Below are 23613 nucleotides of genomic sequence, written 5' to 3' on the forward strand. Positions count from 1 at the left end.
AACAAGTGAACATTTCGTCAACTAACAATACGGGCGAATATTAGTATTCGTCTATTCATGATATAATATAGCTAGATATTACAGAAAGTGAGCGATTCCCATGGCATTTTGTCCATATTGTGGAAAGAAAGTACAACAAGACGAAAATTATTGTGCAAGTTGTGGAGAATCTCTTCCCCATGATTTACTTGATCGTGCTCCCAAGCGAAAAATAGCCAAAAGATTGATTTTTATTCCTATATTGGTCACTTCTTTATGCTGTTGTTTTTTATTAGCGCTCTTTGCTTTTTATCAATATAACGAAGGTAAGGCTAAAACCTTATTTTCACAAGCGGAAGAGATGGCTTTAATTGGAGACTACGAGCAAGCAAGCCAATTATTAGAAGAATCCATCCAAGTGAAGGATAATTTCCCTGCAGCAAAAACTGCACTTCAATTTTTTAACAAGGTTTCCATTATTCAGGATAACTTTAAACAAGTAGAACAATTCAATCAAGACAATAAATATGACCAATCTTTAACCTTATTAAAACAAACGGAAAATGTCATGAGAAATTATACTGGTAGTTTAGTAGATCAATTAACAACTAAAACGAATGATCTAAGGACAGATACGATGACTCAACAAATTGCTTATCATTTAAGTAATGATCCAGATATGGAGGATTTGAAAGCAATTATTTGGAAAGTGGATGGTATGGAGCATGATCGGGCCAAACAATTAGCAGAAACCGCTCGCCAAAACCTATCCTCTATAACGTACCAAAAAGCAACTTTATTACTAAAGGAAAAACAATTTAATCAGGCTATATCATTAATCGATGACACTTTAACGTATGTAGATTCTTCTAAGCAATTAGAAAGCTTAAAGACTACGATTAATAAAGAAAAAACTGTATTTGAAACAGCACAACAAGAAAGGTTAGAACAAGCGATGAGCTTGGTAGAGGAGGAGAAAGAATTAAACCAGAATAATGCACTAAAAGAAATAGATTCAACTATTGACATACAAGGAGAAAAGGTAATGATCAAAGGCGAGTTGAAAAGTGTTGCAACCATACCTATTCACTCTATAAAAGTAGCGTATTCTCTTTACTCAGAAGACGAGAAAAAAATATTATCCAATGAAGTTTTTTTGATTCCAGACACCTTGTATCCACAAGAAATTGGTCAGTTTGAATTCAGCCATTTCGATATTGAGAAACAGTATTTAAAAGACAAGCTTTCTCTAAAAATCGAAGAGATAACATGGTATCTTAACTAACCTTGGAGGAACACTATGAAAAATAAAACAAATCGATTAACTTTAATAATATCCTTCCTCATCTTACTAGCAACGATTGCAGTAGCAGTATTCTGGATTATTAATCGCAATGGAGAACCTTTACAAGTAGAAAATAATTTAGTAACAAATGTTTCTAGTGAAAATAACCACACTAATCTAAAATCCATTATTCATAATGCTCAAAAAGCAATTGTACAAATCCAAACGAATAGTGGTGTGAGTCAGAAAACAGGCTCAGGATTCATCTTTAATTCTAAAGGGGATATCGTAACAAATGCACATGTTGTAGAAGATGCCGATAGTATTATCGTAAGTCTCTCTAATACGCAAAAATACCCCGCGGCCTTAGTAGCCATTGGAGAAAAAGAAGATATTGCCATCATCCGTGTTCCTGAGCTAAAATATCTAGATCCACTACCATATGAAGAAGATTATCAAGCTGAAATTGGTGATGAGATCATTGCAATTGGGAGTCCAGTAGGAATTCAGAATACTGTATCGCTTGGATTAATTGTTGGGACTGACCGATCTTTTACAATTGAGCAGTTTCAGTATGACCATGTCTATCAAATCTCAGCTAATATTACTCATGGCAATAGTGGTGGGCCATTGATTCTCCGAAAAAACGGTAAGGTGATTGGAATTAATTCTGCCGGAATAGATGACACAGATATTGGTTTTAGTATTCCGATGAATAACGTTTTTAAGCAATTAAAAGATTGGACTGAATCCGTGGATGAGGAGAAATTAGATTACCAAATGCCAACTACTGCTACGATCAATCAAGAAAAATTTAAAGAGGATGCCAAGTATATTACGGAGTATTTCTTCGATAGTATTAACCTTAGAGATTATATTAATGCCTATACGTTACTTGATAGTGATTTACAATCCAAAGTAACTTACACGAAATTTAGGGAAGCATTCTCACCTATTGTTAAATTAAATGTAAATGAAGTACTTATAGAAGACCGAAATGAAGAACAATTGAAAATTGTGGCAAAATTAGAAATCACTACAAGAGATAAATCATATAATGAGAAGAAAGAAACTCATGACTATCCCTTAATAATTGGTCTTGAAAATGATCAAATAAAGATCTTAAAATATGGCGATGATAGGTAAAGTTAATTAAAAAGAGATCCCATTTATTCAAATAGGATCTCTTTTTCTGTTTTGATATTAATCCATTTTCCTTCCATCATAAACTGGGTGTGAATATACAGTCGATGGCTTCCTTTTTCCAAATTTTCTAAGTGTAAGGGTTCTAATGGATTATATTGATTTCCTGGCCTTAACACCATGTTGCGATGGCTTCCTGTGAAGACAGCATTGTCCTTATCTATTGTAATTTGTGTTAATGGGGTACGGTGCTTTATTTCGACCATTTCATCTCCGATATATTCCAATGATCTCAGCACTTGAAATCCATCTTCCGTATCTTCCACTCGAATATGTATAATAAAATCCTGATATTGTTCTTTTATTTGTACCGTTTCTACTAATGATGCCTCAGAGCCTCTTATCAAAAAAATCGTAATGATCAATCCAATAGCAATAAATAAAATAATGACGATTAGAGGTTTCTTCTTCACTTCGTCACCCCTCCCCCAAACTTTCCTACATATATTGACGAATTTCGATGTTAAAAAGTTTCATTTTATTTGCAAAAATTGGATTATTTCATATCTATTCACATTATTAAAGTTTTTCTCATCAAAAAATAATGCATATTTTTATCAAATTATTGCAAGATATTGAAGAGTTAAAAATCTTGCCATAACTATTTTGGATTGGAAGGAAGTAAGCTAATGCATTATGTTAAATTTCTCATAATCCTAGTCTTAGTAAGTCCTTTATTTGTGAGCTGTAATACTAATGATCAGCATACAGAACAGAACGATACCAACATGGATGAAACCAAACAATTGTCTACATCCGATCAATTACAACCATATGAAATTCCTCCTGTTGCTCAACAAGTTCTTGATGAAAATGCAGATGTCATTCATCAATATAAGGCCGTTTCCCTTGAAAAAGATCTCTTTATTGCCATAGAGGTGAAGAGCCTACGCCAAGGAAAGGAACAAGACATTGCTAAAAAAATCCAAAAGCAAATAAAGGATAAATTAAAAGGAAAAAAAGTAAACGTGACATCTGATCAAAAGTTTTTTATCGAAATCTCTAAAACACAGGAAAATGGTATGAACGATAAAGAGAAACTGAAAAAAAAGCTAAAAAAATGGAAAAAATTAATAAAGGATAAAGCATAATGGTGGTGAAAAAATGAGTAATGACCCTATTTATCAATCACAGGAAAAGAATGCAGAACCAAAGCGACCTATTTTTAAAAATTGTTTAAAAGCTTTTCTGATTGGTGGTCTCATCTGTGTTATCGGACAAGCAATTTCCACCTTTTACATGTATTACTTTGACTTCACTGAGCAAACAGTTGGAAACCCAACAACCGCTACATTAATTTTTATAACGATGTTGTTGACTGGCTTTGGGGTTTATGATCGTATTGCTCAATTTGCAGGGGCAGGGACGGCTGTACCTGTTACAGGATTTGGTAATGCGGTCATCTCGGCAGCTATCGAGCACCGAACAGAAGGATTCGTGCAAGGTGTCGGAGGTAATATGTTTAAACTTGCAGGTTCTGTTATTCTGTTCGGAGTATTCTCCGCCTTCCTTGTCGCACTGATTAAAACAATTTTTTCTTATTTGGGAGGGTCTTAAATGTTACAAGGTAAAGCAACTTGGAATTTTCAAAACCCTGCCACCATTATTTCAAATGGTACAGTGGGAGGCCCATTTGAAAAGCAAGGAAATATTAACAAGGATTTTGATTCCTTTTTTAGTGATCAATGGATGAAAGAAAAATCCTTTGAACAAGCACACCGTCTCTTAATCGAAGAAGCCAGTGATATTGCCTTAAAAAAAGCAAATTTGAAAACATCGGATATTCATTTTTTTCTCCATGGTGATTTGATTAACCAAATTACTCCGACTAGCTTTGCAGCGAGGTCTTTAGAAATACCTTATATAGGCTTGTTTAGTGCATGTGCAACCTCAATGGAAGGTTTGGCACTATCCGCACTACTAACTAGTGGAGGATATGCGGAAAAGGTTTTAACAGGCGCTGCTAGTCACAATTCTGCAGTAGAAAAGCAATTTCGCTATCCTACCGAATATGGTTCTCAAAAACCAGATACTTCCCAATGGACGGTTACAGGTGCTGGTGTGGCCATTGTAGCAAGTAAAGGTGAAGGACCAAAAATTACGTCTGCCACAATTGGCAAGGTTGTAGACAAAGGCTTAACAGATCCATTTAATATGGGGGGAGCCATGGCTCCTGCGGCCTTCGATACCATTTCTCAACACTTACAGGATCGAAATATAGATATTAATTACTATGATTACATTTTAACAGGGGACTTAGCAAAAATCGGCAGACGGGTGTGCCTAGACTTATTGAAGGAAAATAACTTTCAAGTAGTAGAGGAAAAATTCATTGATTGCGGATTAACTATATATAATAAGGATCAGCCAGTTTTTGCTGGAGCAAGTGGACCTGCATGCTCTGCGATCGTCACCTACGGCCATTTCTTGAAAAAGTTAAGGAATAAAGAGTGCAATCGCATCTTAGTAGTGGCGACTGGTGCACTCTTATCCCCGCTAACCGTACAACAAAAACAGTCAATCCCGTGTATTGCACATGCTGTATCCATTGAAAATAATTAGAAACAGAATGCCATCAGTTAGAGCATTATCCAACTGATGGTTAAGAAAAACTTCATGATGGAAAGTAGAGGTGATCATTAAGCATGGTATTTCTCTGGTCATTTATTGTTGGAGGTCTTATATGTGTGATTGGTCAATTATTATTTGATGTTGCTAAATTAACACCTGGTCATACATTAAGCTTATTAGTAGTAGCTGGAGCCATCTTAGATGGTTTTGGTCTTTATGAACCTTTAATTGATTTTGCAGGAGCTGGTGCGACAGTCCCTATCACAAGCTTTGGTAATTCATTAGTTCATGGAGCATTAGAAGAGGTAGAGAAGCATGGAATTATTGGGGTCGTTACAGGAATGTTTGAAGTGACAAGTGCTGGTATTTCTGCTGCTATTATTTTTGGTATGATCGGTGCTATCTTCTTTAAACCAAAAGGATAACCCTCCCCTTCCGTTACTTTTGGGGAGGGTTATCCTAAGAATTGTTACTCAAATGTAATCGCAATTTTACCAAGCTGCTTCTGCTTATCTAAATAAGCAAATGCTTGATCGATTTCTTTAAAAGGAAATGACTTATCCAATAATGGTCTAATCTGATGCTTTTCGATAAAATTTAGCATTTCTCTTAATTCCTCCCTAGAACCCATCGTGGAACCAATTAATTGGTATTGACCATAAAAAAATTCACGCAAATTTAAAGTCATTTTATCTTCCGTTGAAGATCCGAATGTTACGATACGTCCACCTTTCTTAAGTACGTTTAATGAACGATTAAAGGTTGCGCCACCAATACTTTCTATCACAAGATCTATCTCTTCCTTCTCGAGTAATTTCTCCCAATCATCATCGGTTAACAAAGCACGATCAAAGCCTAGTACTTCCGCTTCCTTCAACTTATTTTTATCCCGTGAAGTCGTAATCACTCTTGCACCTATTGCTTTTGCTAATTGAATAATAAAGGAATTTACCCCACTCCCAACACCTGGGATAAACAGCGTTTGTCCTGATTTTATTTCACCTTGGGTAAACAACGCTCGAAATCCTGTTATACCAGAAAGACATAGTACCCCCGCTTCTTCCCATGTTAAATAGTTAGGCTTAGGCTCTGCGAAATCTTCAGAGATGATAATATATTCTGCAAAAGTACCAGAAAAAGGAGCTCCAACGATTTCAAATTCTGCGGGTGGGGCTGCACTCTTTTCATACCAATTTAAGCTTGGATTAATCATTACTTCATCGCCAACCTGAAATCGTGTAACTTCTGTCCCAATCTGATCCACGATGCCTGCCCCATCAGAGCCCAATATGTAAGCATCTGTGTTATTGGCAAACCTTTCTTTGATCATTAAATCTCGATGATTAAGTCCAGCACTTGTTAGTTTAATTTTAATTTGTTTATTTCCAAGTCTTGGATTGTTAACTGAAATAAATTGATAGCTACCATTTTTCACTACATATGCTTTCATTTCATCACTCCATTTCTGTATGCAAAATTTGTTTATTATCTAGACTGTCCTTTAATAATTTTTGCATCTCCCCTATTCCTCTTGTTCCCAATAGTGGAAATTCTATCTTGTTGGCATAAGAAAAAGCCTGATTGATGATTGGCTGATATTTCTTTCCGGTCAATACAACGATATGTTGATAATTTTCTAAACCTTTCCTCTTCAGTTGTTCTTTAAGCGTATCCACACTTACCACACTTCTATGATTAAGGTGAAATGTTAAATCATAATTACCTGGAACCATATCTGTTGGTAATAAGAAACCATGTTTAGCAGAGAGCGTCACCCAGCAGTCAAAATGTCTCTTTGCATAACGCATACATAAATTGTGAAATGTTCCGATATAAGCATTCTCTGCCATTATTGCCCCTAGGTTCGGATGTTTATCCCAAATTTTTCTTTTTCCACAAGGAATAATACATAATGCATCCATTTATAGCCCCCTCCTCCCTTTCATTATAATGGAAGAACAGATCATACCCAAGCTATATCCTCGTTTGTTTTCATTCTACAATTATTTTTCTGTTTTCATATCTTGTATTGTTTTGATTAAAAAATAGGCAAAAAAATTTCATAGTAGAATTTGTGATGAATAATGGATTGTAATCGCTTACTAACAGAGTGTTAATTTTGAAAAGTCAGAAAATTATTAAAAAACGGTTGACCAAACGCTCAAATGGTTGTATTATTGTCGTCAATCAGATATTTATCAAATGTACTTTTTATACAAAAATCCATGGACAGGATAGTATGTTTCGTATAGTATAGAAGATAATGATTATCATATAGAAAACGATGAAGGGAATAAAAGTGAAGGAAATTGTATTTCTAGAGAGCCAAGGTTGCTGGAAGCTTGGTAATACACCCTACACTGACTACTCATCCCTGAGTGTTAAACTGAAAAGTATGGAGCTTAGTAGGTTTAGCCAGGTGTGAACGCACCTGTTACCAAAATGAAGCTATTTGTTTAGCTTCATAAGGCAATATTTGTAAGAATATTGTGAAGCAGGGTGGTACCGTGAAAAGAAGGCCTTTTCTCCCTTGTTTATTTGTTAGTAATTTTAGCAATGAACAAGATAGAAATAGGCCTTTTTTTAATATACTTTCGTTTGATGTTATGATGATGAATTATGCGATTCAAGGTAATTTATAGGAGGGATTAAAATGGAAAGAACACAAAGCCATACAGAAGAGGCAAAAATAACTAATGAGCCAAAAACAGGTGCCGATCTACTCGTGGAATCATTAATTAACGAGGGTGTAGATACTTTATTCGGTTATCCAGGAGGTGCCGTTTTACCTATCTTTGATGCCCTATATAAAGCAAAGGGAAGTTTTCATCAAATTTTAGCAAGACATGAACAAGGGTCCATCCATGCTGCTGAAGGTTATGCACGTGTTTCCGGAAAACCAGGAGTTGTCATTGCAACTTCAGGACCCGGGGCTACTAACCTAGTCACCGGTATTGCGGATGCGATGATTGACTCCCTCCCACTTGTTGTAATTACAGGGCAAGTAGCTCAAGGAGTTATCGGAACGGATGCTTTTCAAGAGGCAGATGTAATGGGCATTACAACTCCTATAACGAAACATAATTATCAGGTAAGGGATATTGCTGATCTACCTAGAATCGTAAAAGAAGCTTTTCATATTGCGACAACTGGTAGACAAGGACCTGTTCTAATCGATATACCAAAAGACATTTCTGCTAACGTCATTTCGGATAATATTACATTAGATGTGGAATTAGATTTGCCTGGATATCAACCAACAACCAAACCGAACCCACTCCAAATCAAAAAATTAGCAGAAGCAATTGGAAAAGCAAAAAAACCGATTATTTTAACTGGAGCAGGAGTACTATTTGCCAAAGCATCTAGGGAAATAAAGGAATTTGCTGAAAGCTATTCCCTACCAGTTACTTCTACCCTATTGGGTTTGGGAGCTTTCCCTGGTGATCACCCATTATTTATCGGGATGGCTGGAATGCATGGAACATACACAGCAAATACTGCTCTATATGAATGTGATCTATTAATTAATATTGGTGCAAGATTTGATGATCGTCTAACAGGAAATTTAGCCTCTTTTGCACCAAATGCAACAATTGCTCATATTGATATTGATCCTGTTGAAATTGGTAAGAATGTACCAACACAGATTCCTATCGTTGGAGATGCAAAAGAAGCGTTAAAAAAGTTATTGGAGCACGCCATCGAGAAACCAGAGCACGAGAATTGGTTAGTAAGAATTCACGAAAACTTGGAAAATTATCCATTATGGTACAACAACCTTGAAACAGAAATGAATGGCCAATGGGTCATTAAGAAAATCCATGAAGCAACTGATGGAAAAGCCATCGTTACAACTGATGTTGGGCAACATCAAATGTGGACTGCTCAATATTATAAATTCAATACACCTGACCGTTGGGTATCATCTGGTGGACTTGGAACAATGGGCTTTGGCTTTCCATCCGCAATTGGAGCTCAATTAGCCAAGCCGAATGATACGGTTGTAGCCATTGTAGGTGATGGTGGTTTTCAAATGACCTTGCAAGAGCTTTCTATCCTTCAGGAACGTGGTTTACCTGTTAAAGTAATCATTGTAAATAATCAAGCATTAGGAATGGTAAGACAATGGCAGGAAGCTTTTTACTCTGAACGTTATTCGGAGTCCATCTTCAATATTCAACCAGATTTTGTTAAATTAGCAGAATCCTATAATATCAAAGGGATGAAACTAACAACACAAGAAGAATTTTTAAATGCATTGCCTGAAATATTCGATTATGAAGGTCCTGTAGTAGTGGATGCACGTGTCATTCAGCAAGAAAATGTTTTTCCTATGATTCCTACAGGCAAAGGATTAAACGAAATGATTGGGGTGAAACCATGAAACGAATCATAACAGCAACCGTCAGAAATCGCAGTGGTGTATTAAATCGTGTAACAAGTCTTCTACAACGACGTCAATTTAATATTGAAAGCATATCTGTTGGAAGAACGGAAACAGAAGGAATGTCCAAAATGACATTTGTTGTAGATGTAGAGGATTTTCAAAAGCTAGAGCAGGTGACGAAACAATTAAATAAGCAAATTGATGTCATTAAAGTGTCTGATATTACCGATAAGGCCATTGTTGCTCGCGAGCTTGCCCTCATTAAAATCGTTAGTAACAGCCAGTTGCGTGCGGAAATTCAAGGTATTATTGAACCATTCCGCGCATCCATAATTGATGTAAGTAAAGACAGTCTATCGATCCAAGTAACAGGGAAACCGGATAAGGTAGAAGCTTTAATTGAGCTCCTACGTCCATATGGAATCAAAGAACTAGCCAGAACAGGCTTAACCGCTTTTGTTCGTGGTCAACAACCAAACATACAGGATGGTACTGTGCAATCCCTATTAGGATAGTAATAATATAAAAATTATTATATAAAAAAATAAATCAAATTGAGAGGATGTAATTTTCATGACAAAAGTACTTTATAACAACAATATTAACGAAGAGGTATTACAATCTAAAAAAATCGCGATCATTGGCTATGGTTCTCAAGGTCATGCCCATGCTTTGAACCTAAAAGAAAGTGGATTTAATGTAGTAGTAGGACTTAGAAAAGGTAAGTCTTGGGATAAAGCAGTGGAAGATGGTGTAGAAGTTAAAACAGTAGCAGAAGCTTCAAAAGAGGCAGATGTGATTATGATTCTACTTCCTGATGAAAACCAACCTTCTATTTATAAAGAAAGTATTGAACCAAACTTAGAAGCTGGTAATGCACTAGTATTTGCCCATGGATTTAATATTCACTTTAATCAAATCGTTCCACCGAGTGATGTGGATGTATTCTTAGTAGCACCTAAAGGACCTGGTCATTTAGTACGTAGAACTTACGAAGAAGGTGCTGGTGTTCCTGCACTTTATGGAATTTTCCAGGATGCTACTGGTCAAGCTAAAAACGTTGCGTTAGCATATGCTAAAGGCATTGGTGCTGGTCGCGCTGGTATTCTAGAAACTTCATTCCAGGAAGAAACAGAAACAGATCTATTTGGTGAGCAAGCGGTACTTTGTGGCGGAACTTCCGCATTGGTTAAAGCAGGTTTCGAAACATTAGTAGAAGCTGGATACCAACCAGAAGTCGCTTATTTTGAATGTTTACATGAGTTAAAATTAATCGTTGACCTTATGTATGAAGGTGGATTAGAAAACATGCGTCACTCTATTTCTGACACTGCTGAATGGGGAGATTTCATGTCAGGTCCACGTGTTGTAGATGAAGGTACGAAAGCACGTATGAAAGAAGTATTATCAGATATTCAAACAGGTAAATTTGCTCAAGGCTGGATTTTAGAAAACCAAGCAAACCGCCCTCGTTATACAGCAATTAAGCGAGCGGAAAGTGAACATACAATTGAGAAAGTAGGTAGAGAGCTACGTGAATTAATGCCATTTGTAAAGCAAAAGGCGATTAATAAAAAGGAAGTGGTCTCTAATGACGCAAATTAAGATTTTTGATACAACACTTCGCGATGGTGAACAATCGCCTGGTGTCAATCTTAATCAGCTAGAGAAACTAGAGCTTGCCAAGCAATTAGAACGCCTTGGAGTAGATGTGATGGAAGCAGGATTTCCTGCTTCCTCCCAAGGTGATTTTGACTCAGTCAAACAGATTGCCGAATCTGTTAAAAACGTATCTGTAGCAGGATTAGCTCGTGCTGTTAAGTCAGATATTGACGCATGTAGAGAAGCATTGAAAAATGCTGCCAATCCTAGACTTCACGTTTTTATTGCCACCTCCCCTATTCATATGGAATATAAATTAAAAAAGACTCCTGATGAAGTAATCGATACCGCTGTCGAAATGGTGAAATACGGAAAACAATTCTTCGATCATGTTGAATGGTCGGCTGAGGATGCTTCACGTTCAGACCTAGATTTTTTAGCAAAAATTATTGAAAAAGTTATTGATGCTGGTGCTACAGTCATTAATTTACCAGACACGGTTGGCTATACAATGCCTCGTGAATATGGGGCGATGTTTCGTTACATGAAAGAAAATGTCCCAAATATCGACAAAGCAGATCTATCCTGCCACTGTCATGATGACCTTGGAATGGCACTTGCAAATTCCTTTGCTGCAGTAGAAAATGGTGCAACACAGGTAGAAGGAACGATTAATGGAATCGGGGAACGTGCTGGGAATGCTTCTTTAGAAGAATTTGGTGTTGCATTAAATATTCGAAATGATTATTATCCTTATCATACTAATTTAGTGTTAAAAGAAATTAAACGTACAAGCGACATGGTAAGCAAATTTACAGGTATGACAGTGCCAGGTAATAAAGCGATTGTTGGACGTAATGCTTTTGCTCATGAATCAGGTATTCATCAAGATGGTGTCTTGAAAAATGCGCAAACATATGAAATTATCACACCAGAATTAGTTGGTGTCCAATCCAACAACCTTGTGTTAGGGAAACACTCTGGGCGACATGCCTTTACAGATAAAATTAAGCAGCTTGGCTTCACTCTATCCGATGATAAGCTGAAAGAAGCATTTGTTGCCTTTAAATCATTAACAGACCGAAAAAAGGAAGTAACAGATGATGACCTATTTGCCATCCTAACAGATATTCAAACAGATACATCTAATGTTAAAAGATATACATTAGTAGATTTTAAGGTACAATATGGTTCTTCTGATAAGCCAAATGCTACTGTAACATTAAATACACCTAAAAATGATCAACAACTAACGGATTCAGATACCGGGCAAGGTAGCGTCGAAGCGCTTTATAACACATTAGACAAAATCATTTATGAGGATACTCAACTAACCGATTTTCAATTGAACTCAATTGGTAAAGGAAGAGATGCCTTGGCAGAAGTCCACGTTAGCCTAACCGTAGATGGTATAGCAGTAAGTGGACGTGGTTCTGCACAAGATGTATTAGAAGCAGCTGTTCAAGCATATTTGAATGGTGTCAATAGAGCAATCTATCAAGTAAAAGCAATCTAGGATAGTTCATAGGGGGTAGAACAAGTGGCTAATAAAATTGTATTGCTTCCTGGTGATGGAATTGGAGCAGAGGTAATCTATGCTGCAAAGGACGTATTAGAAGCAATTAGCAAAAAATTTGGAAAAGAATTTGAATTTTCTTCTCATGATATCGGTGGTATTGCTATCGATAATCATGGCACTCCCCTACCTGATGAAACAGTTGAAGCTTGTAAAAAGGCAGATGCAGTTTTGCTTGGGGCAGTTGGTGGACCAAAATGGGATAATAATCCCTCTGATCTAAGACCAGAACGCGGGTTGCTTGGGATTAGAAAGGCACTTGATTTATATGCCAATCTTAGACCAGTGAAGGGATTTGATAAATTATTACACGCCTCTCCCCTTCGTCCTGATATTATAAATGGTAGTGACCTATTAATTGTTCGGGAGCTTACTGGTGGATTATATTTTGGGAGACCAAGTGAAAGGCAAGATAACGGTAACGCTGTAGTAGACACCTTAACATATACACGTAAAGAAATCGAAAGAATTGTAGATAAAGCCTTTCAAAGTGCTCAATTAAGAAAGAAACATCTTACATCTGTAGATAAAGCAAATGTGCTGGAATCTAGTAAACTATGGAGAGAAATTGTGGAAGAAAAGAAAGCACAATATCCTGATGTCACAGTTGAGCATGTTTTAGTGGATGCAGCAGCAATGAAGCTAATCACCAATCCAACACAATTTGATGTCATTGTTACAGAGAATATGTTTGGTGATATATTAAGTGATGAGGCTTCTGTCCTAACAGGCTCTCTCGGTATGCTCCCTTCTGCTAGTTTGGCTGAAGACGGGGTTGGACTATATGAACCAGCACATGGATCTGCTCCTGATATTGCAGGCAAAGGGATTGCTAACCCTATTGCCATGATCCTATCAGCAGCGATGATGCTTCGATATTCCTTTCAAATGAATGAAGAAGCACAAACCATTGAAGACGCAGTTGAACAAGTGTTAAACCAAAATTATCATACAGCAGACCTATATAATAAAAATGGAGAGCTTGTAAATACAAATGAAATGACTCAATTAATTGTTGAAACCATTGAATAAGGAAAATTTTTCGGCGTCGACTATTTATCCATAGCATGCGCCGATATTTTTCTACAAAAAGGAAAACAAAAATATAAAAAGGAGTGAAATTGATGAGGAATCCAAAGACGATTATTGAAAAGATTTGGGAGAAACATGTCGTACATCACGAAGAAGGTAAACCGGATCTATTATATATCGATTTACATCTAGTCCACGAGGTAACCTCTCCACAGGCATTTGAGGGTCTTCGTATTAATAATCGAAAAGTTCGCCGTCCAGATTTAACATTTGCGACAATGGACCATAATGTACCGACCATTCATCGCAATGTGATAAAAGACGAAGTTTCCAAGACACAAATGGAAACACTTAAAACAAACTGTGACGAATTTGGCGTACCTTTAGCGGATATTCATCATCCTGATCAAGGGATCGTCCATGTTATTGGTCCTGAATTGGGTTTAACCCAACCAGGTAAAACGATCGTATGTGGAGATAGCCATACTTCTACACATGGTGCATTTGGTGCTTTGGCTTTTGGTATTGGTACTAGTGAGGTCGAGCATGTCCTAGCCACACAAACCATTTGGCAAGCAAAACCGAAAACACTAAATGTTAAAGTGAATGGAAAATTAGGGACAGGTGTTACGGCAAAGGATTTAATCCTAGCAATTATCGGAAAATTCGGTGTAAAATTCGGAACTGGCTATGTTATTGAGTATACAGGCGAGGCAGTGCGTAACTTGTCCATGGAAGGCCGAATGACGGTATGTAACATGTCTATAGAAGCCGGTGCTCGTGCTGGATTAATCAGTCCTGATGATACGACAGTTGAATTTTTACGAGGGAGACGCCATGTTCCAGACGGTGAAGCCTTTGAGCAATTAGCGGAGGAATGGAAGGCTCTTGCTACAGACGAAGGGGCGATATATGATGAAGTAGTGGAAATCAATGCAGAAGAAATTGAGCCACAAGTAACTTGGGGAACAAACCCTGGGATGTGTATTCCGGTTAGTGCAACCGTCCCTACTCCAGAGGATGGAAAAAATGCTATTGAAACAGATGAAATTAAACGTGCATTAGAATACATGGGACTCCAAGGAGGCGAACCAATTTCTTCTGTAAGCATTGAGCATGTGTTTATCGGTTCCTGTACTAATTCCAGATTAGCTGATTTAAGAAAAGCTTCAGAAATTGTAAAAGGACAAAAGGTAAATCCAGGTGTTCGAGCAATCGTAGTCCCTGGTTCTCATAGTGTGAAAGCACAAGCAGAAACAGAAGGAATTGATCAAATCTTTAAGGAAGCTGGATTTGAATGGCGAGACGCAGGCTGTAGTATGTGTCTAGCAATGAACGATGATGTCGTACCAGAGGGTGAACGTTGTGCTTCCACTTCTAATCGTAACTTTGAAGGTCGACAAGGAACAGGTGCACGTACCCACTTAGTTAGTCCTGAAATGGCGGCAGCAGCAGCTATTAAAGGTCATTTCGTAGATGTACGTCACTTGAGTGTAGCTACACCAAGCTAAATTCGTTTTATAGGGGGTAACAAAATGGAACCAATTAGAAAACATGAAGGGCTTGTCTATCCATTAAACCGTGCTAATATTGATACAGACCAAATTATTCCTAAGCAATTTTTAAAACGGATTTCACGACAAGGATTTGGCCAATTTGTATTTTATAATTGGCGATTTGACTCTAAAGGAGAGTTGCGAAATGATTTCTCCTTAAATCAGCCTAAATATGAAGACACTTCAATCCTTGTTGCTGGTGAAAACTTTGGCTGCGGCTCATCTCGTGAGCATGCACCATGGGCTCTACAAGATTATGGATTCCGTGTCATTATTGCACCAAGCTATGCAGATATTTTTTATAATAATTGCACAAAAAATGGTATCTTACCAGTTAAATTGGCAGATGAAGAAGTCCAAACAATAATTAAAAATGCTGAGAGTGACAAATATTATTTAACCGTGAACCTAGAAGCAAAAAAAGTATATGATAATCAAGGATTTGAAGCAGTATTTGACCTAGACGATTATAAACGTGAAATGTTACTAAATGGCTGGGATGATATTGCTGTTACACTCAGCCATGCCGATAAGATTGACCAATTTGAAGCAACTAGAGCATAATAAGAATGTGAAATTTTTATCATTGGAGAATTTTCCCTTTTGATGTGATTTAGCTGATTTTTCTGTTAAACAGAAGATCAGCTTTATTTTTTGTCATTTTTATTTTTTTATGTATAAACAGCTTTGCCAATAACTGATTTAATGGAGTTAAACGCAACGGTTATACTAAAAAGGATCAGGAGGTGAACTGATGTTAAACCGAGCGCAATTAAATGCTTGTCAACGCGAATTGGTCAATCGAAAAAAGGAGCTAGAAAATCATCTGCAGGATCACTTTGGCTTAGACCAAGAATTGTTGAAAGAATCTGTATCCGAGCTCTCTAATTACGATAATCATCCAGGAGATCATGGTACAGAGCTTTTTGAAAGAGAAAAAGACATTGCCTTGAATGATCATTTAGAAAAGGAATACAAGGATATTAAAGATGCCCTTGATTCGATAGATGCAGGAACTTATGGTATTTGTATCGAATGTGGTGAAGAAATAGCAGCAGACAGACTGTTAGCAATGCCTACCACTCAGAAGTGCTCCAAACATGCAGAAAAATATATCGATAAAAATCGTCCAATTGAGGAAGAGGTATTACAGCCAAATTTTCAAAACTTTAATAATGAAATAGCCAACGAAGACACTACGTTTTTCGACGCAGAAGATTCCTGGCAGCGCGTAGAGCAATATGGTTCCTCTGATGGCCCGTCTGACTTTTATGGCATGGAGGCTAAAACATATGACGATATGTTCTTCCATTCAGATGAATTGGTGGGTAGCGTTGAGGAGTTAGAAGGATTTTTACTCGCAGATATGGAAGGGAAATATATAGGGGTAAATGAAAAGCATGAAAAATACGAAGATTATTTAGATGAACAGGATATTGAATCGATTTTATCTACAGAAAAATAATATGCTGGGCCTCCCAAATAATTGGGAGCGTCCCTTTTTTTATTGAGAATCTCCGCTTACATCGGCTTTGTATATTGATACTTCTAGTAGCCATACTAAAAAAATCAGTATTAAAAATTGCAATATAGGACGTGAAAAATTATGCCCTTTACTAAGGAAAAACCACATATTTATTATGAAGTAAAAGGAAACGGTCCAACGATTCTATTTATTCCACCCCCTGCCATGGGACATCTTACCTTTCGTTATCAATATAAGTTGAGTGATCATTATCAAATTATCACATTAGATATTAGAGGGGATTGTAAAAGTGAGAAAGCTCTACCTGTAACGATGGAACTATTCGTTAGTGACATAAAGAGAGTTTTGGACGAACTTCAAGTAGAGAAAGCCATTATTTGCGGATATTCTAATGGAGGAGTTATTGCTCAAGCATTTGCAGCGAGCCATCCTAATCGAATTATAGGACTCATTTTGATAGGTGGTTATTATGAAGTAGCTAGTTTTTGGCTAAAGAAGGAATATCAATTAGGAATATGGATTGCCAAGCAAAAATGGATGTCTTTATTGGCAAGCGCATTATCTTTTAATCATTTTTCGAGTAAAAAAGCTGCAAACGAAATGGCTATAGAGATGAAGCAAACAGATCCCGATATGTTAGAACAGCAATATGCTATTGGTATGAACTACAGCAATAAACACAGTCTTACTAAATTAGATGTCCCCCTATTACTTATATATGGTGCAAGGGATATTTACATTCATCACTATCAGCATTTGTATCAAGAGGTGATAAAGGATGTGGAAATCGCCTATATCGATAAATCCAAACATCAAGTTCCTACAAAGCATGATCATGAATGTAATGCGATTATCAAGCAATGGATTAGGAGCAAAGATTTAGCAAAGGAATAGAGGAGAAGGCTTTCTCCCCTTTTCCTCCAATTTAGTAATCACTTTGAGACTCTTCCCCATTTACAATGGCAACACTGGCACTTGCCCCTATTCTAGAAGCACCAGCCTTCACCATTGCTTGAGCAGTTTTAGCATCACGCACACCGCCAGAGGCTTTTACTCCAATATTAGGACCAACGGTTTTACGCATTAAAGCAATATCTTCTATTGTTGCACCACCAGTCGAAAATCCAGTAGATGTTTTGACATAGTTAGCCCCTGCTGCAACTGCTAGTTCGCATGCTGTTACTTTTTCTTCATCAGATAAAAGACACGTCTCAATAATCACTTTCACTAATGCTTGCCCTTTCGTTGCATCCACTACTGCTTGAATATCATCTTTAACAGCCTCAATCTCTCCTGATTTTAGTTTACCAACGTTCAGCACCATATCTATTTCTGTGGCACCATTATTGATGGCATCTTCTGTTTCAAACGCCTTGACCTCGGAAGTAGAAGCTCCTAAAGGAAAGCCTATTACTGTACATACGTCTACATCAGTACCTTTGAGTAATTCCGCAGCATAAGCTACCCATGTTGGATTAACACAAACAGAATAAAATCCGTTAGCCTTTGCTTCTTCACATAATGTTTCAATTGCTTTTTTTGGTGTATCTGGTTTTAATGCAGTATGGTCAATCATATTCGCTATCATTTTGATCCATTCCTCCCTTGTCATTTCACGTTGGACATGTCATCCGCTATAAAAGCACCCGGAAGCAAGTCACGTACCGTAGTCTCTAATATGTCTCCATCTAAGTTTGTTAATATCACTTTCATTTCTGGATGACAAAGCTCTGCCATTACTTGGCGACAAGCACCACATGGAGAAACCGGTCGATCGGTATCTGCTACAACTGCCATCATTTTATATTCAGTGGAGCCCGTTGCATATGCATGAAATAATGCTGTCCTCTCCCCACAATTACACATGGAATAGGCTGCATTTTCAATATTACATCCATGATAAATATTTCCTTGAGCATCAAGTAATGCTGCTCCAACGCTAAACTTAGAATAAGGCACATAAGCTTTTTCCCTTGCTTTTTTTGCTTCTTCTATCAATTTTTCTTCCACAAACGTTCCCCCCTATTCGTTATCCAATCTCTTGAACTAATTGTTTCACAAATTGTAAAAAGGAATCACGTACTTTCTCAGTTGTCTCCATTACTTCCTCATGTGTTAACGGTTGATCGAGAATCCCTGCTGCCATGTTAGATATACAGGAAATACCTAAACAGCGAATGCCAGCATGTCTTGCTACTGTTACCTCAGGCACTGTAGACATACCAACAGCATCTCCACCTATCGTTGCAAGCATCTTTATTTCAGCTGGTGTTTCATAACTTGGTCCTGTATTCCAAACATAGACACCCTCTTTTAGATTCAAATTTAACTGTTTAGCAACTTGTCTTGCCGTAGTTTGCAATTTCTTATCATAAGCACTCGACATATCCGGGAAGCGTACACCATGTTCCTTCACATTCTCGCCTATTAAAGGATTTTGACCAGTATTGTTTATATGATCTGTAATTAACATTAAATCCCCTGGTTCAAGATTTTGATTAACACCACCAGCAGCATTAGTTACTAGTAATTTTTCAATACCAATTTCTTTCATCACCCGAACCGGGAAAGTAACCGCATCTAAGCCATATCCTTCATAATAGTGAAAACGTCCCTGCATTGCAATGACCTGGACCCCTTCTAATTCACCTATTACTAGTTGTCCTGCATGACCTTCCACTGTCGATAAGGGAAAACCAGGAATATCTTGATAGATAATTTTTGTAGGATTTTTAATTTCATCTGCTAGCATTCCTAGACCTGAGCCCAATATAAGGCCAATTTGAGGTTTCTTATCTAATTGTTGCTGTAAATACTTGGTTGCTTCCTGAAGCTTATGCATTGAATAATCCTCCTTTATTTAATATCGTGTAGGAAACTTTTCCCGTTTAAAGGTAATGTTACACCAAAATTGTCTGCAATGGTAGCGCCAATATCAGCAAACGTCTCTCTCAATGGTAATTGTTTTCCTTCTGTGATTTGATGGTGAAAAACTAATAGTGGGACATATTCTCTCGTATGATCTGTACCATGATGTACTGGATCGTTTCCATGATCAGCTGTAATCATTAATAAATCATCTTCTTTCAATTTATTAATGATGTCCGGTAATCGCTGATCAAATGCTTCCAGAGCTTCTCCATACCCTTTTGGATCTCGACGATGACCATATTTCGCATCAAAATCGACGAGATTGAGAAAATTCAGGCCATGAAATTCCATATCCATTGACTGAATAAATTTTTCCATTCCATCCTCATTATTTTTTGTTCGAATCGATTCCGTTACACCCTCGCCGTCATAAATATCAGAGATTTTTCCGAGGGCAATAACATCGAAACCACCGTCAGCTAGCTCATTCATCACTGTCCTACCAAACGGTTTTAGGGCATAATCATGACGATTAGAAGTTCGTTCAAAATTACCAGGTCTACCTACAAATGGTCGTGCAATTACCCTGCCAATCATGTACTTATCGTTCATGGTTAAAGCTCGAGCTTTTTCACAAATGTCATATAGTTCATCTATTGGAATGATGTCTTCATGGGCACAGATTTGCAGCACAGAATCTGCAGATGTATACACAATGAGATCTCCTGTTTCCATATGATGCTCGCCTAGTTCTTCAATAATAGCAGTACCAGACGCCGGTTTATTTCCTATAATTTTCCTTCCTGTTTCCTTTTCTAACTGTTTTATTAAGTCATCTGGAAAACCATCCGGGAATGTTTGAAAAGGTTGCTCGATCTTTAACCCCATTATTTCCCAATGACCAGTCATTGTATCCTTTCCATTAGAAGCCTCTTGCATTTTGGTATAGTAGGCCTTAGGCTTTAACGCCTTCCTAATACCTTTAATTTCCCGAATATTGCTTAATCCAAGTTTTCCAATTTCCGGCATAGTTAATCCATCCATATGCTCCGCAATATGTCCTAATGTATCTGCTCCCGTATCATTGAAATCGGCAGCATCTGGTGCTTCACCTATCCCAACCGAATCTAATACAATTAAAAATATCCTTTTAAAAGATTCCAATAGTATTCTCCTTTTCTCGAAGTAATATAGCGCAAAAATTATTCTATCAACAAATCAACTCTTATTGTACTTTTTCTGAAGTAGGATGTCCAACCTCTTAAAAAATTAATGAATAATATCATATATCAATGGTATAGCATAATGCGCTTTATCAGAGATTGTATAGGCTTGTTGAATCTTTTCTTCCACATCATTTATATTAGGGGTATTACTATGAATGGTGACTATAGTATCACCAGTTTTTACTTTGTCACCTAATTTTTTCTGCAACTCGACACCTACAGCCAGATCAATTTGAGAATCCTTTGTTAAACGACCAGCTCCAAGAAGACTTGCTGCTGTGCCTATTTCATCGGCAGAAATGCGATTAATCGTGCCTGAAGCTTTTGCCTTCACTTCTATCGTGTATTCTGCCTTAGGTAGTTTCTCCGGATGATCAATTACAGAAGGATTACCTCCCTGAGAGCTCACAAAGGTTTTCAACTTATCAATAGCTTTACCTGAATGAATTGCATCTTTTAACATTTCTCTTGCTTCTTCAATGGATTTTGCCTTTTTGGCTAAATAGACCATTTGACTACCTAAGGTAAGGCATAATTCTTCTAAATCCTTTGGACCTTTACCTTGCAAGGTATCGATGGCTTCTTTTACTTCTAATGCATTACCTACTGCAAATCCAAGCGGCTGATTCATATCTGAAATTACGGCAACCGTCTCTCGTCCCGCTCCATTACCAATGTCAACCATTGCCCTAGCTAAAGCTTTAGCATCTTCTAAATCAGTCATAAATGCCCCTGACCCTGTTTTTACATCTAATACAATAGCATCTGCTCCTGCTGCAATTTTTTTACTCATAATCGAGCTAGCAATCAATGGAATAGAATTGACTGTTGCTGTTACATCACGTAAACCATATAGCTTTTTATCAGCAGGAGTGAGGTTTCCGCTTTGTCCAACTACAGCTATATTATGCTCATTTACCAGTTGATTGAACCTTTCTGCAGTTAATTCTACTTGAAAACCATCAATGGATTCTAACTTGTCAAGTGTTCCACCTGTATGTCCAAGCCCTCTACCAGACATTTTTGCAACTGGGACACCTACAGAAGCTACTAAGGGTGCCAAAATTAAAGTGGTTGTATCTCCAACTCCACCTGTAGAATGCTTATCCACCTTAATACCTTGAATATCTGATAAATCGACTTGATCTCCAGATTGTACCATTGCCATAGTTAAGTGAACTCTCTCTTCTGTTGTCATTCCTTGAAAATATAATGCCATGGCCATTGCCGACATTTGGTAATCAGGTATTTCTTCCTTTGTATATCCTTTGATCATAAAATCAATTTCATCTTTAGTTAATTCCTTACCGTCTCTTTTTTTCACAATTAAGTCTACCATTCTCATATTTCTTCTTCCCTTCAAATATAAAATATCTAGATACGAATGCTTTCAATGTTCATTTAGAAAAACATACCTGCTACCGCAGCACTTAATAATGATGCTAGCATACCAGCTGCTACTGCTTTTATACCGAGTTTCGCAATGTCTTTACGTCTATTTGGCGCTAATCCTCCTAAACCACCGAGTAGAATAGCCATGGAGCTCAGGTTTGCAAACCCACATAAAGCAAAACTTACAATTAAATTTGTCTTATCAGATAGATTCACCATTTCAGGTGCAAAGGATGCATAGGCAACAAATTCGTTTAATACAAGCTTTTGTCCAATAAATCCACCAGCGATAACTGCTTCACTCCAAGGTACTCCTACTGCAAATGCGATTGGGGCAAATACATATCCCAAAATCGTTTCTAAGGTAATATCACCAAAAATACCGAGAATACCATTAATTAATGCGATCAGTGCAATAAAGGCTAGTAACATCGCACCAACGTTCAGTGCCAATTTCAGTCCGTCTGATGCTCCTTTTGCCGCCGCATCAATCACGTTAACAGACTCTTGATCTTTTTCAATTTCTATATGGTCTGTTGTGACAGATTTATCTGTTTCCGGTACCATTATTTTTGCCATAATAAGACCTGCTGGTGCTGCCATAAAACTCGCTGCTAGTAAATATTCTAATGGGACTCCTAGAAGCGAATAACCAACAAGTACTGATCCTGCCACCGACGCCAATCCACCGGTCATGACAGCAAATAATTCGGATTGTGTCATCTTATTTAGAAATGGTCGTACAACAAGCGGTGCTTCTGTTTGACCAACAAAAATATTAGCCGCAGCAGACATGGACTCAGACTTACTTGTCCCTAATAATTTAGATAAACCTCCACCGAGTATTTTGATGATCCACTGCATTATACCTAAATAATAAAGAACAGATATTAACGATGAAAAGAAAATAATAATTGGTAGCACATGAAACGCAAAAATCGAACCAAATTCTTCACTATTTGCTAACGAACCAAATAGAAAACTGATTCCCTCATTAGCATAGTTAATAATATCCTGTACACGTAAAGTAAACCATTGTAATGCTGATTGACCTGCCTCCCACTTTAATACAATAAATGCGAATAGAATTTGTATGGCTAATCCACCGCATATTGTCCGAATGTTAATCGCTTTCTTTTTTGATGATAGTAGTAAGGCAAGTCCTAATATAACGACTATACCTAATATTCCCCACAATAAGTTCATGTGGCTATCCCCTTTCGTTTATTTATTGATTGGACGTCCTACCACTTTCTACGCTAAAATACTTCTACTCACACGTCCGTTAGCGAATGCACTTCCATACTTTTATACTAAGAGATGTAATTCCACATCGTCAATTCACCTCTGTAGAATATGAATAGTCTCTATTGTATAAATGAAACCCCTTTCTATGGGTACGAAATCATTATAAAGGTTAGACGTCCTACAAGTCAACAACTAT

24 protein-coding genes are annotated in these 23613 nt (G+C 37.3%); 15 read left to right on the forward strand and 9 right to left on the reverse strand.

The genetic code is table 11. The annotated features are described in order from the left end of the window. The first annotated feature begins 100 nt into the window (after positions 1-100). Together DLJ74_RS11470 and DLJ74_RS11475 are read left to right on the forward strand one after the other, a co-directional pair. Positions 101-1264, forward strand: a complete 1164-nt coding sequence (locus tag DLJ74_RS11470) for a zinc ribbon domain-containing protein (protein ID WP_109984534.1) — start codon at positions 101-103, stop codon at positions 1262-1264. A 15-nt stretch (positions 1265-1279) separates the two neighbouring features. Continuing rightward, a complete protein-coding gene (locus tag DLJ74_RS11475; RefSeq protein WP_109984535.1) occupies positions 1280-2410 on the forward strand; it encodes a S1C family serine protease in 1131 nt (376 codons plus the stop codon). 23 nt (positions 2411-2433) lie between these two features. On the opposite strand, the gene DLJ74_RS11480 is transcribed toward DLJ74_RS11475, so the two are convergent. Next, positions 2434-2880, reverse strand: a complete 447-nt coding sequence (locus DLJ74_RS11480; protein ID WP_054788624.1) for a hypothetical protein — start codon at positions 2878-2880, stop codon at positions 2434-2436. A gap of 216 nt (positions 2881-3096) precedes the next feature. Here DLJ74_RS11480 and DLJ74_RS11485 point away from each other — a divergent pair, with 216 nt between their 5' ends. The 4 genes from DLJ74_RS11485 (at position 3097) to spoVAE (ending at position 5463) form a co-directional block, all read left to right on the forward strand. Further along, the gene (locus DLJ74_RS11485; protein ID WP_109984536.1) at positions 3097-3558 is read left to right on the forward strand and encodes a YhcN/YlaJ family sporulation lipoprotein; all 462 of its coding nucleotides are present in this window, start codon (positions 3097-3099) and stop codon (positions 3556-3558) included. Positions 3559-3571: 13 nt separating this feature from the next. Next, positions 3572-4024: a stage V sporulation protein AC gene (gene spoVAC / locus DLJ74_RS11490; protein ID WP_054788622.1), complete on the forward strand. Its 453-nt coding sequence runs from the start codon at positions 3572-3574 to the stop codon at positions 4022-4024. Next, positions 4025-5029, forward strand: coding sequence for a stage V sporulation protein AD (gene spoVAD, locus DLJ74_RS11495; RefSeq protein ID WP_109984537.1), 1005 nt, complete (start codon positions 4025-4027; stop codon positions 5027-5029). It abuts the gene before it with no gap. A gap of 83 nt (positions 5030-5112) precedes the next feature. Next, positions 5113-5463: a stage V sporulation protein AE gene (spoVAE, locus tag DLJ74_RS11500; RefSeq protein WP_054788621.1), complete on the forward strand. Its 351-nt coding sequence runs from the start codon at positions 5113-5115 to the stop codon at positions 5461-5463. 44 nt (positions 5464-5507) lie between these two features. Here the strand turns inward: spoVAE and DLJ74_RS11505 are convergent, their stop codons facing one another. Together DLJ74_RS11505 and DLJ74_RS11510 are read right to left on the reverse strand one after the other, a co-directional pair. Next, positions 5508-6488: a zinc-binding dehydrogenase gene (locus tag DLJ74_RS11505; protein ID WP_109984538.1), complete on the reverse strand. Its 981-nt coding sequence runs from the start codon at positions 6486-6488 to the stop codon at positions 5508-5510. 4 nt (positions 6489-6492) lie between these two features. Next, positions 6493-6960 (reverse strand): DUF6884 domain-containing protein, encoded by a 468-nt coding sequence (locus tag DLJ74_RS11510; protein WP_054788620.1) that lies wholly within the window; start codon positions 6958-6960, stop codon positions 6493-6495. A gap of 731 nt (positions 6961-7691) precedes the next feature. Here DLJ74_RS11510 and ilvB point away from each other — a divergent pair. The 9 genes from ilvB to DLJ74_RS11555 all read left to right on the forward strand — a co-directional run bounded on the left by ilvB (position 7692) and on the right by DLJ74_RS11555 (position 17574). Further along, complete coding sequence (gene ilvB / locus DLJ74_RS11515) at positions 7692-9425, forward strand: biosynthetic-type acetolactate synthase large subunit (RefSeq protein ID WP_109984539.1); 1734 nt, start codon at positions 7692-7694, stop codon at positions 9423-9425. Continuing rightward, positions 9422-9943, forward strand: a complete 522-nt coding sequence (gene ilvN, locus DLJ74_RS11520; RefSeq protein WP_054788619.1) for an acetolactate synthase small subunit — start codon at positions 9422-9424, stop codon at positions 9941-9943. Before ilvB ends, ilvN begins: the two co-directional genes overlap by 4 nt. Before the next feature lie 58 nt (positions 9944-10001). Continuing rightward, entirely contained in the window at positions 10002-11033 is a 1032-nt protein-coding gene (gene ilvC, locus DLJ74_RS11525; RefSeq protein ID WP_109984540.1) for a ketol-acid reductoisomerase, read from the forward strand. Beyond that, on the forward strand, positions 11020-12546 hold the full coding sequence (locus DLJ74_RS11530) for a 2-isopropylmalate synthase (protein WP_109984541.1): 1527 nt from the start codon (positions 11020-11022) through the stop codon (positions 12544-12546). The genes ilvC and DLJ74_RS11530 overlap by 14 nt, the downstream gene beginning before the upstream one ends. A gap of 24 nt (positions 12547-12570) precedes the next feature. Further along, entirely contained in the window at positions 12571-13638 is a 1068-nt protein-coding gene (leuB, locus tag DLJ74_RS11535) for a 3-isopropylmalate dehydrogenase (protein ID WP_109984542.1), read from the forward strand. A gap of 92 nt (positions 13639-13730) precedes the next feature. Further along, positions 13731-15149, forward strand: coding sequence for a 3-isopropylmalate dehydratase large subunit (gene leuC / locus DLJ74_RS11540; protein WP_054788618.1), 1419 nt, complete (start codon positions 13731-13733; stop codon positions 15147-15149). Between the two features lie 24 nt (positions 15150-15173). Beyond that, on the forward strand, positions 15174-15758 hold the full coding sequence (gene leuD, locus DLJ74_RS11545; RefSeq protein WP_054859598.1) for a 3-isopropylmalate dehydratase small subunit: 585 nt from the start codon (positions 15174-15176) through the stop codon (positions 15756-15758). A 190-nt stretch (positions 15759-15948) separates the two neighbouring features. Continuing rightward, entirely contained in the window at positions 15949-16659 is a 711-nt protein-coding gene (locus DLJ74_RS11550) for a TraR/DksA C4-type zinc finger protein (RefSeq protein WP_109984543.1), read from the forward strand. A gap of 141 nt (positions 16660-16800) precedes the next feature. Next, positions 16801-17574, forward strand: coding sequence for an alpha/beta fold hydrolase (locus DLJ74_RS11555; RefSeq protein ID WP_109984544.1), 774 nt, complete (start codon positions 16801-16803; stop codon positions 17572-17574). Between the two features lie 31 nt (positions 17575-17605). On the opposite strand, the gene deoC is transcribed toward DLJ74_RS11555, so the two are convergent. The 6 genes from deoC to DLJ74_RS11585 form a co-directional block, all read right to left on the reverse strand. Then, positions 17606-18268, reverse strand: coding sequence for a deoxyribose-phosphate aldolase (deoC, locus tag DLJ74_RS11560; protein WP_109984545.1), 663 nt, complete (start codon positions 18266-18268; stop codon positions 17606-17608). 20 nt (positions 18269-18288) lie between these two features. Then, positions 18289-18690, reverse strand: a complete 402-nt coding sequence (locus DLJ74_RS11565) for a cytidine deaminase (protein ID WP_109984546.1) — start codon at positions 18688-18690, stop codon at positions 18289-18291. Between the two features lie 19 nt (positions 18691-18709). Next, the gene (locus tag DLJ74_RS11570) at positions 18710-19522 is read right to left on the reverse strand and encodes a purine-nucleoside phosphorylase (RefSeq protein WP_109984547.1); all 813 of its coding nucleotides are present in this window, start codon (positions 19520-19522) and stop codon (positions 18710-18712) included. A 14-nt stretch (positions 19523-19536) separates the two neighbouring features. After that, positions 19537-20715, reverse strand: coding sequence for a phosphopentomutase (gene deoB / locus DLJ74_RS11575; protein WP_109984548.1), 1179 nt, complete (start codon positions 20713-20715; stop codon positions 19537-19539). Positions 20716-20820: 105 nt separating this feature from the next. Beyond that, positions 20821-22122, reverse strand: a complete 1302-nt coding sequence (locus DLJ74_RS11580) for a pyrimidine-nucleoside phosphorylase (RefSeq protein ID WP_109984549.1) — start codon at positions 22120-22122, stop codon at positions 20821-20823. Positions 22123-22178: 56 nt separating this feature from the next. After that, on the reverse strand, positions 22179-23375 hold the full coding sequence (locus tag DLJ74_RS11585; RefSeq protein ID WP_109984550.1) for a NupC/NupG family nucleoside CNT transporter: 1197 nt from the start codon (positions 23373-23375) through the stop codon (positions 22179-22181). Positions 23376-23613 lie beyond the last annotated feature (238 nt).

The sequence above is a fragment of the Gracilibacillus dipsosauri genome (assembly GCF_003176895.1).
Taxonomy (GTDB): domain Bacteria; phylum Bacillota; class Bacilli; order Bacillales; family Amphibacillaceae; genus Gracilibacillus; species Gracilibacillus dipsosauri.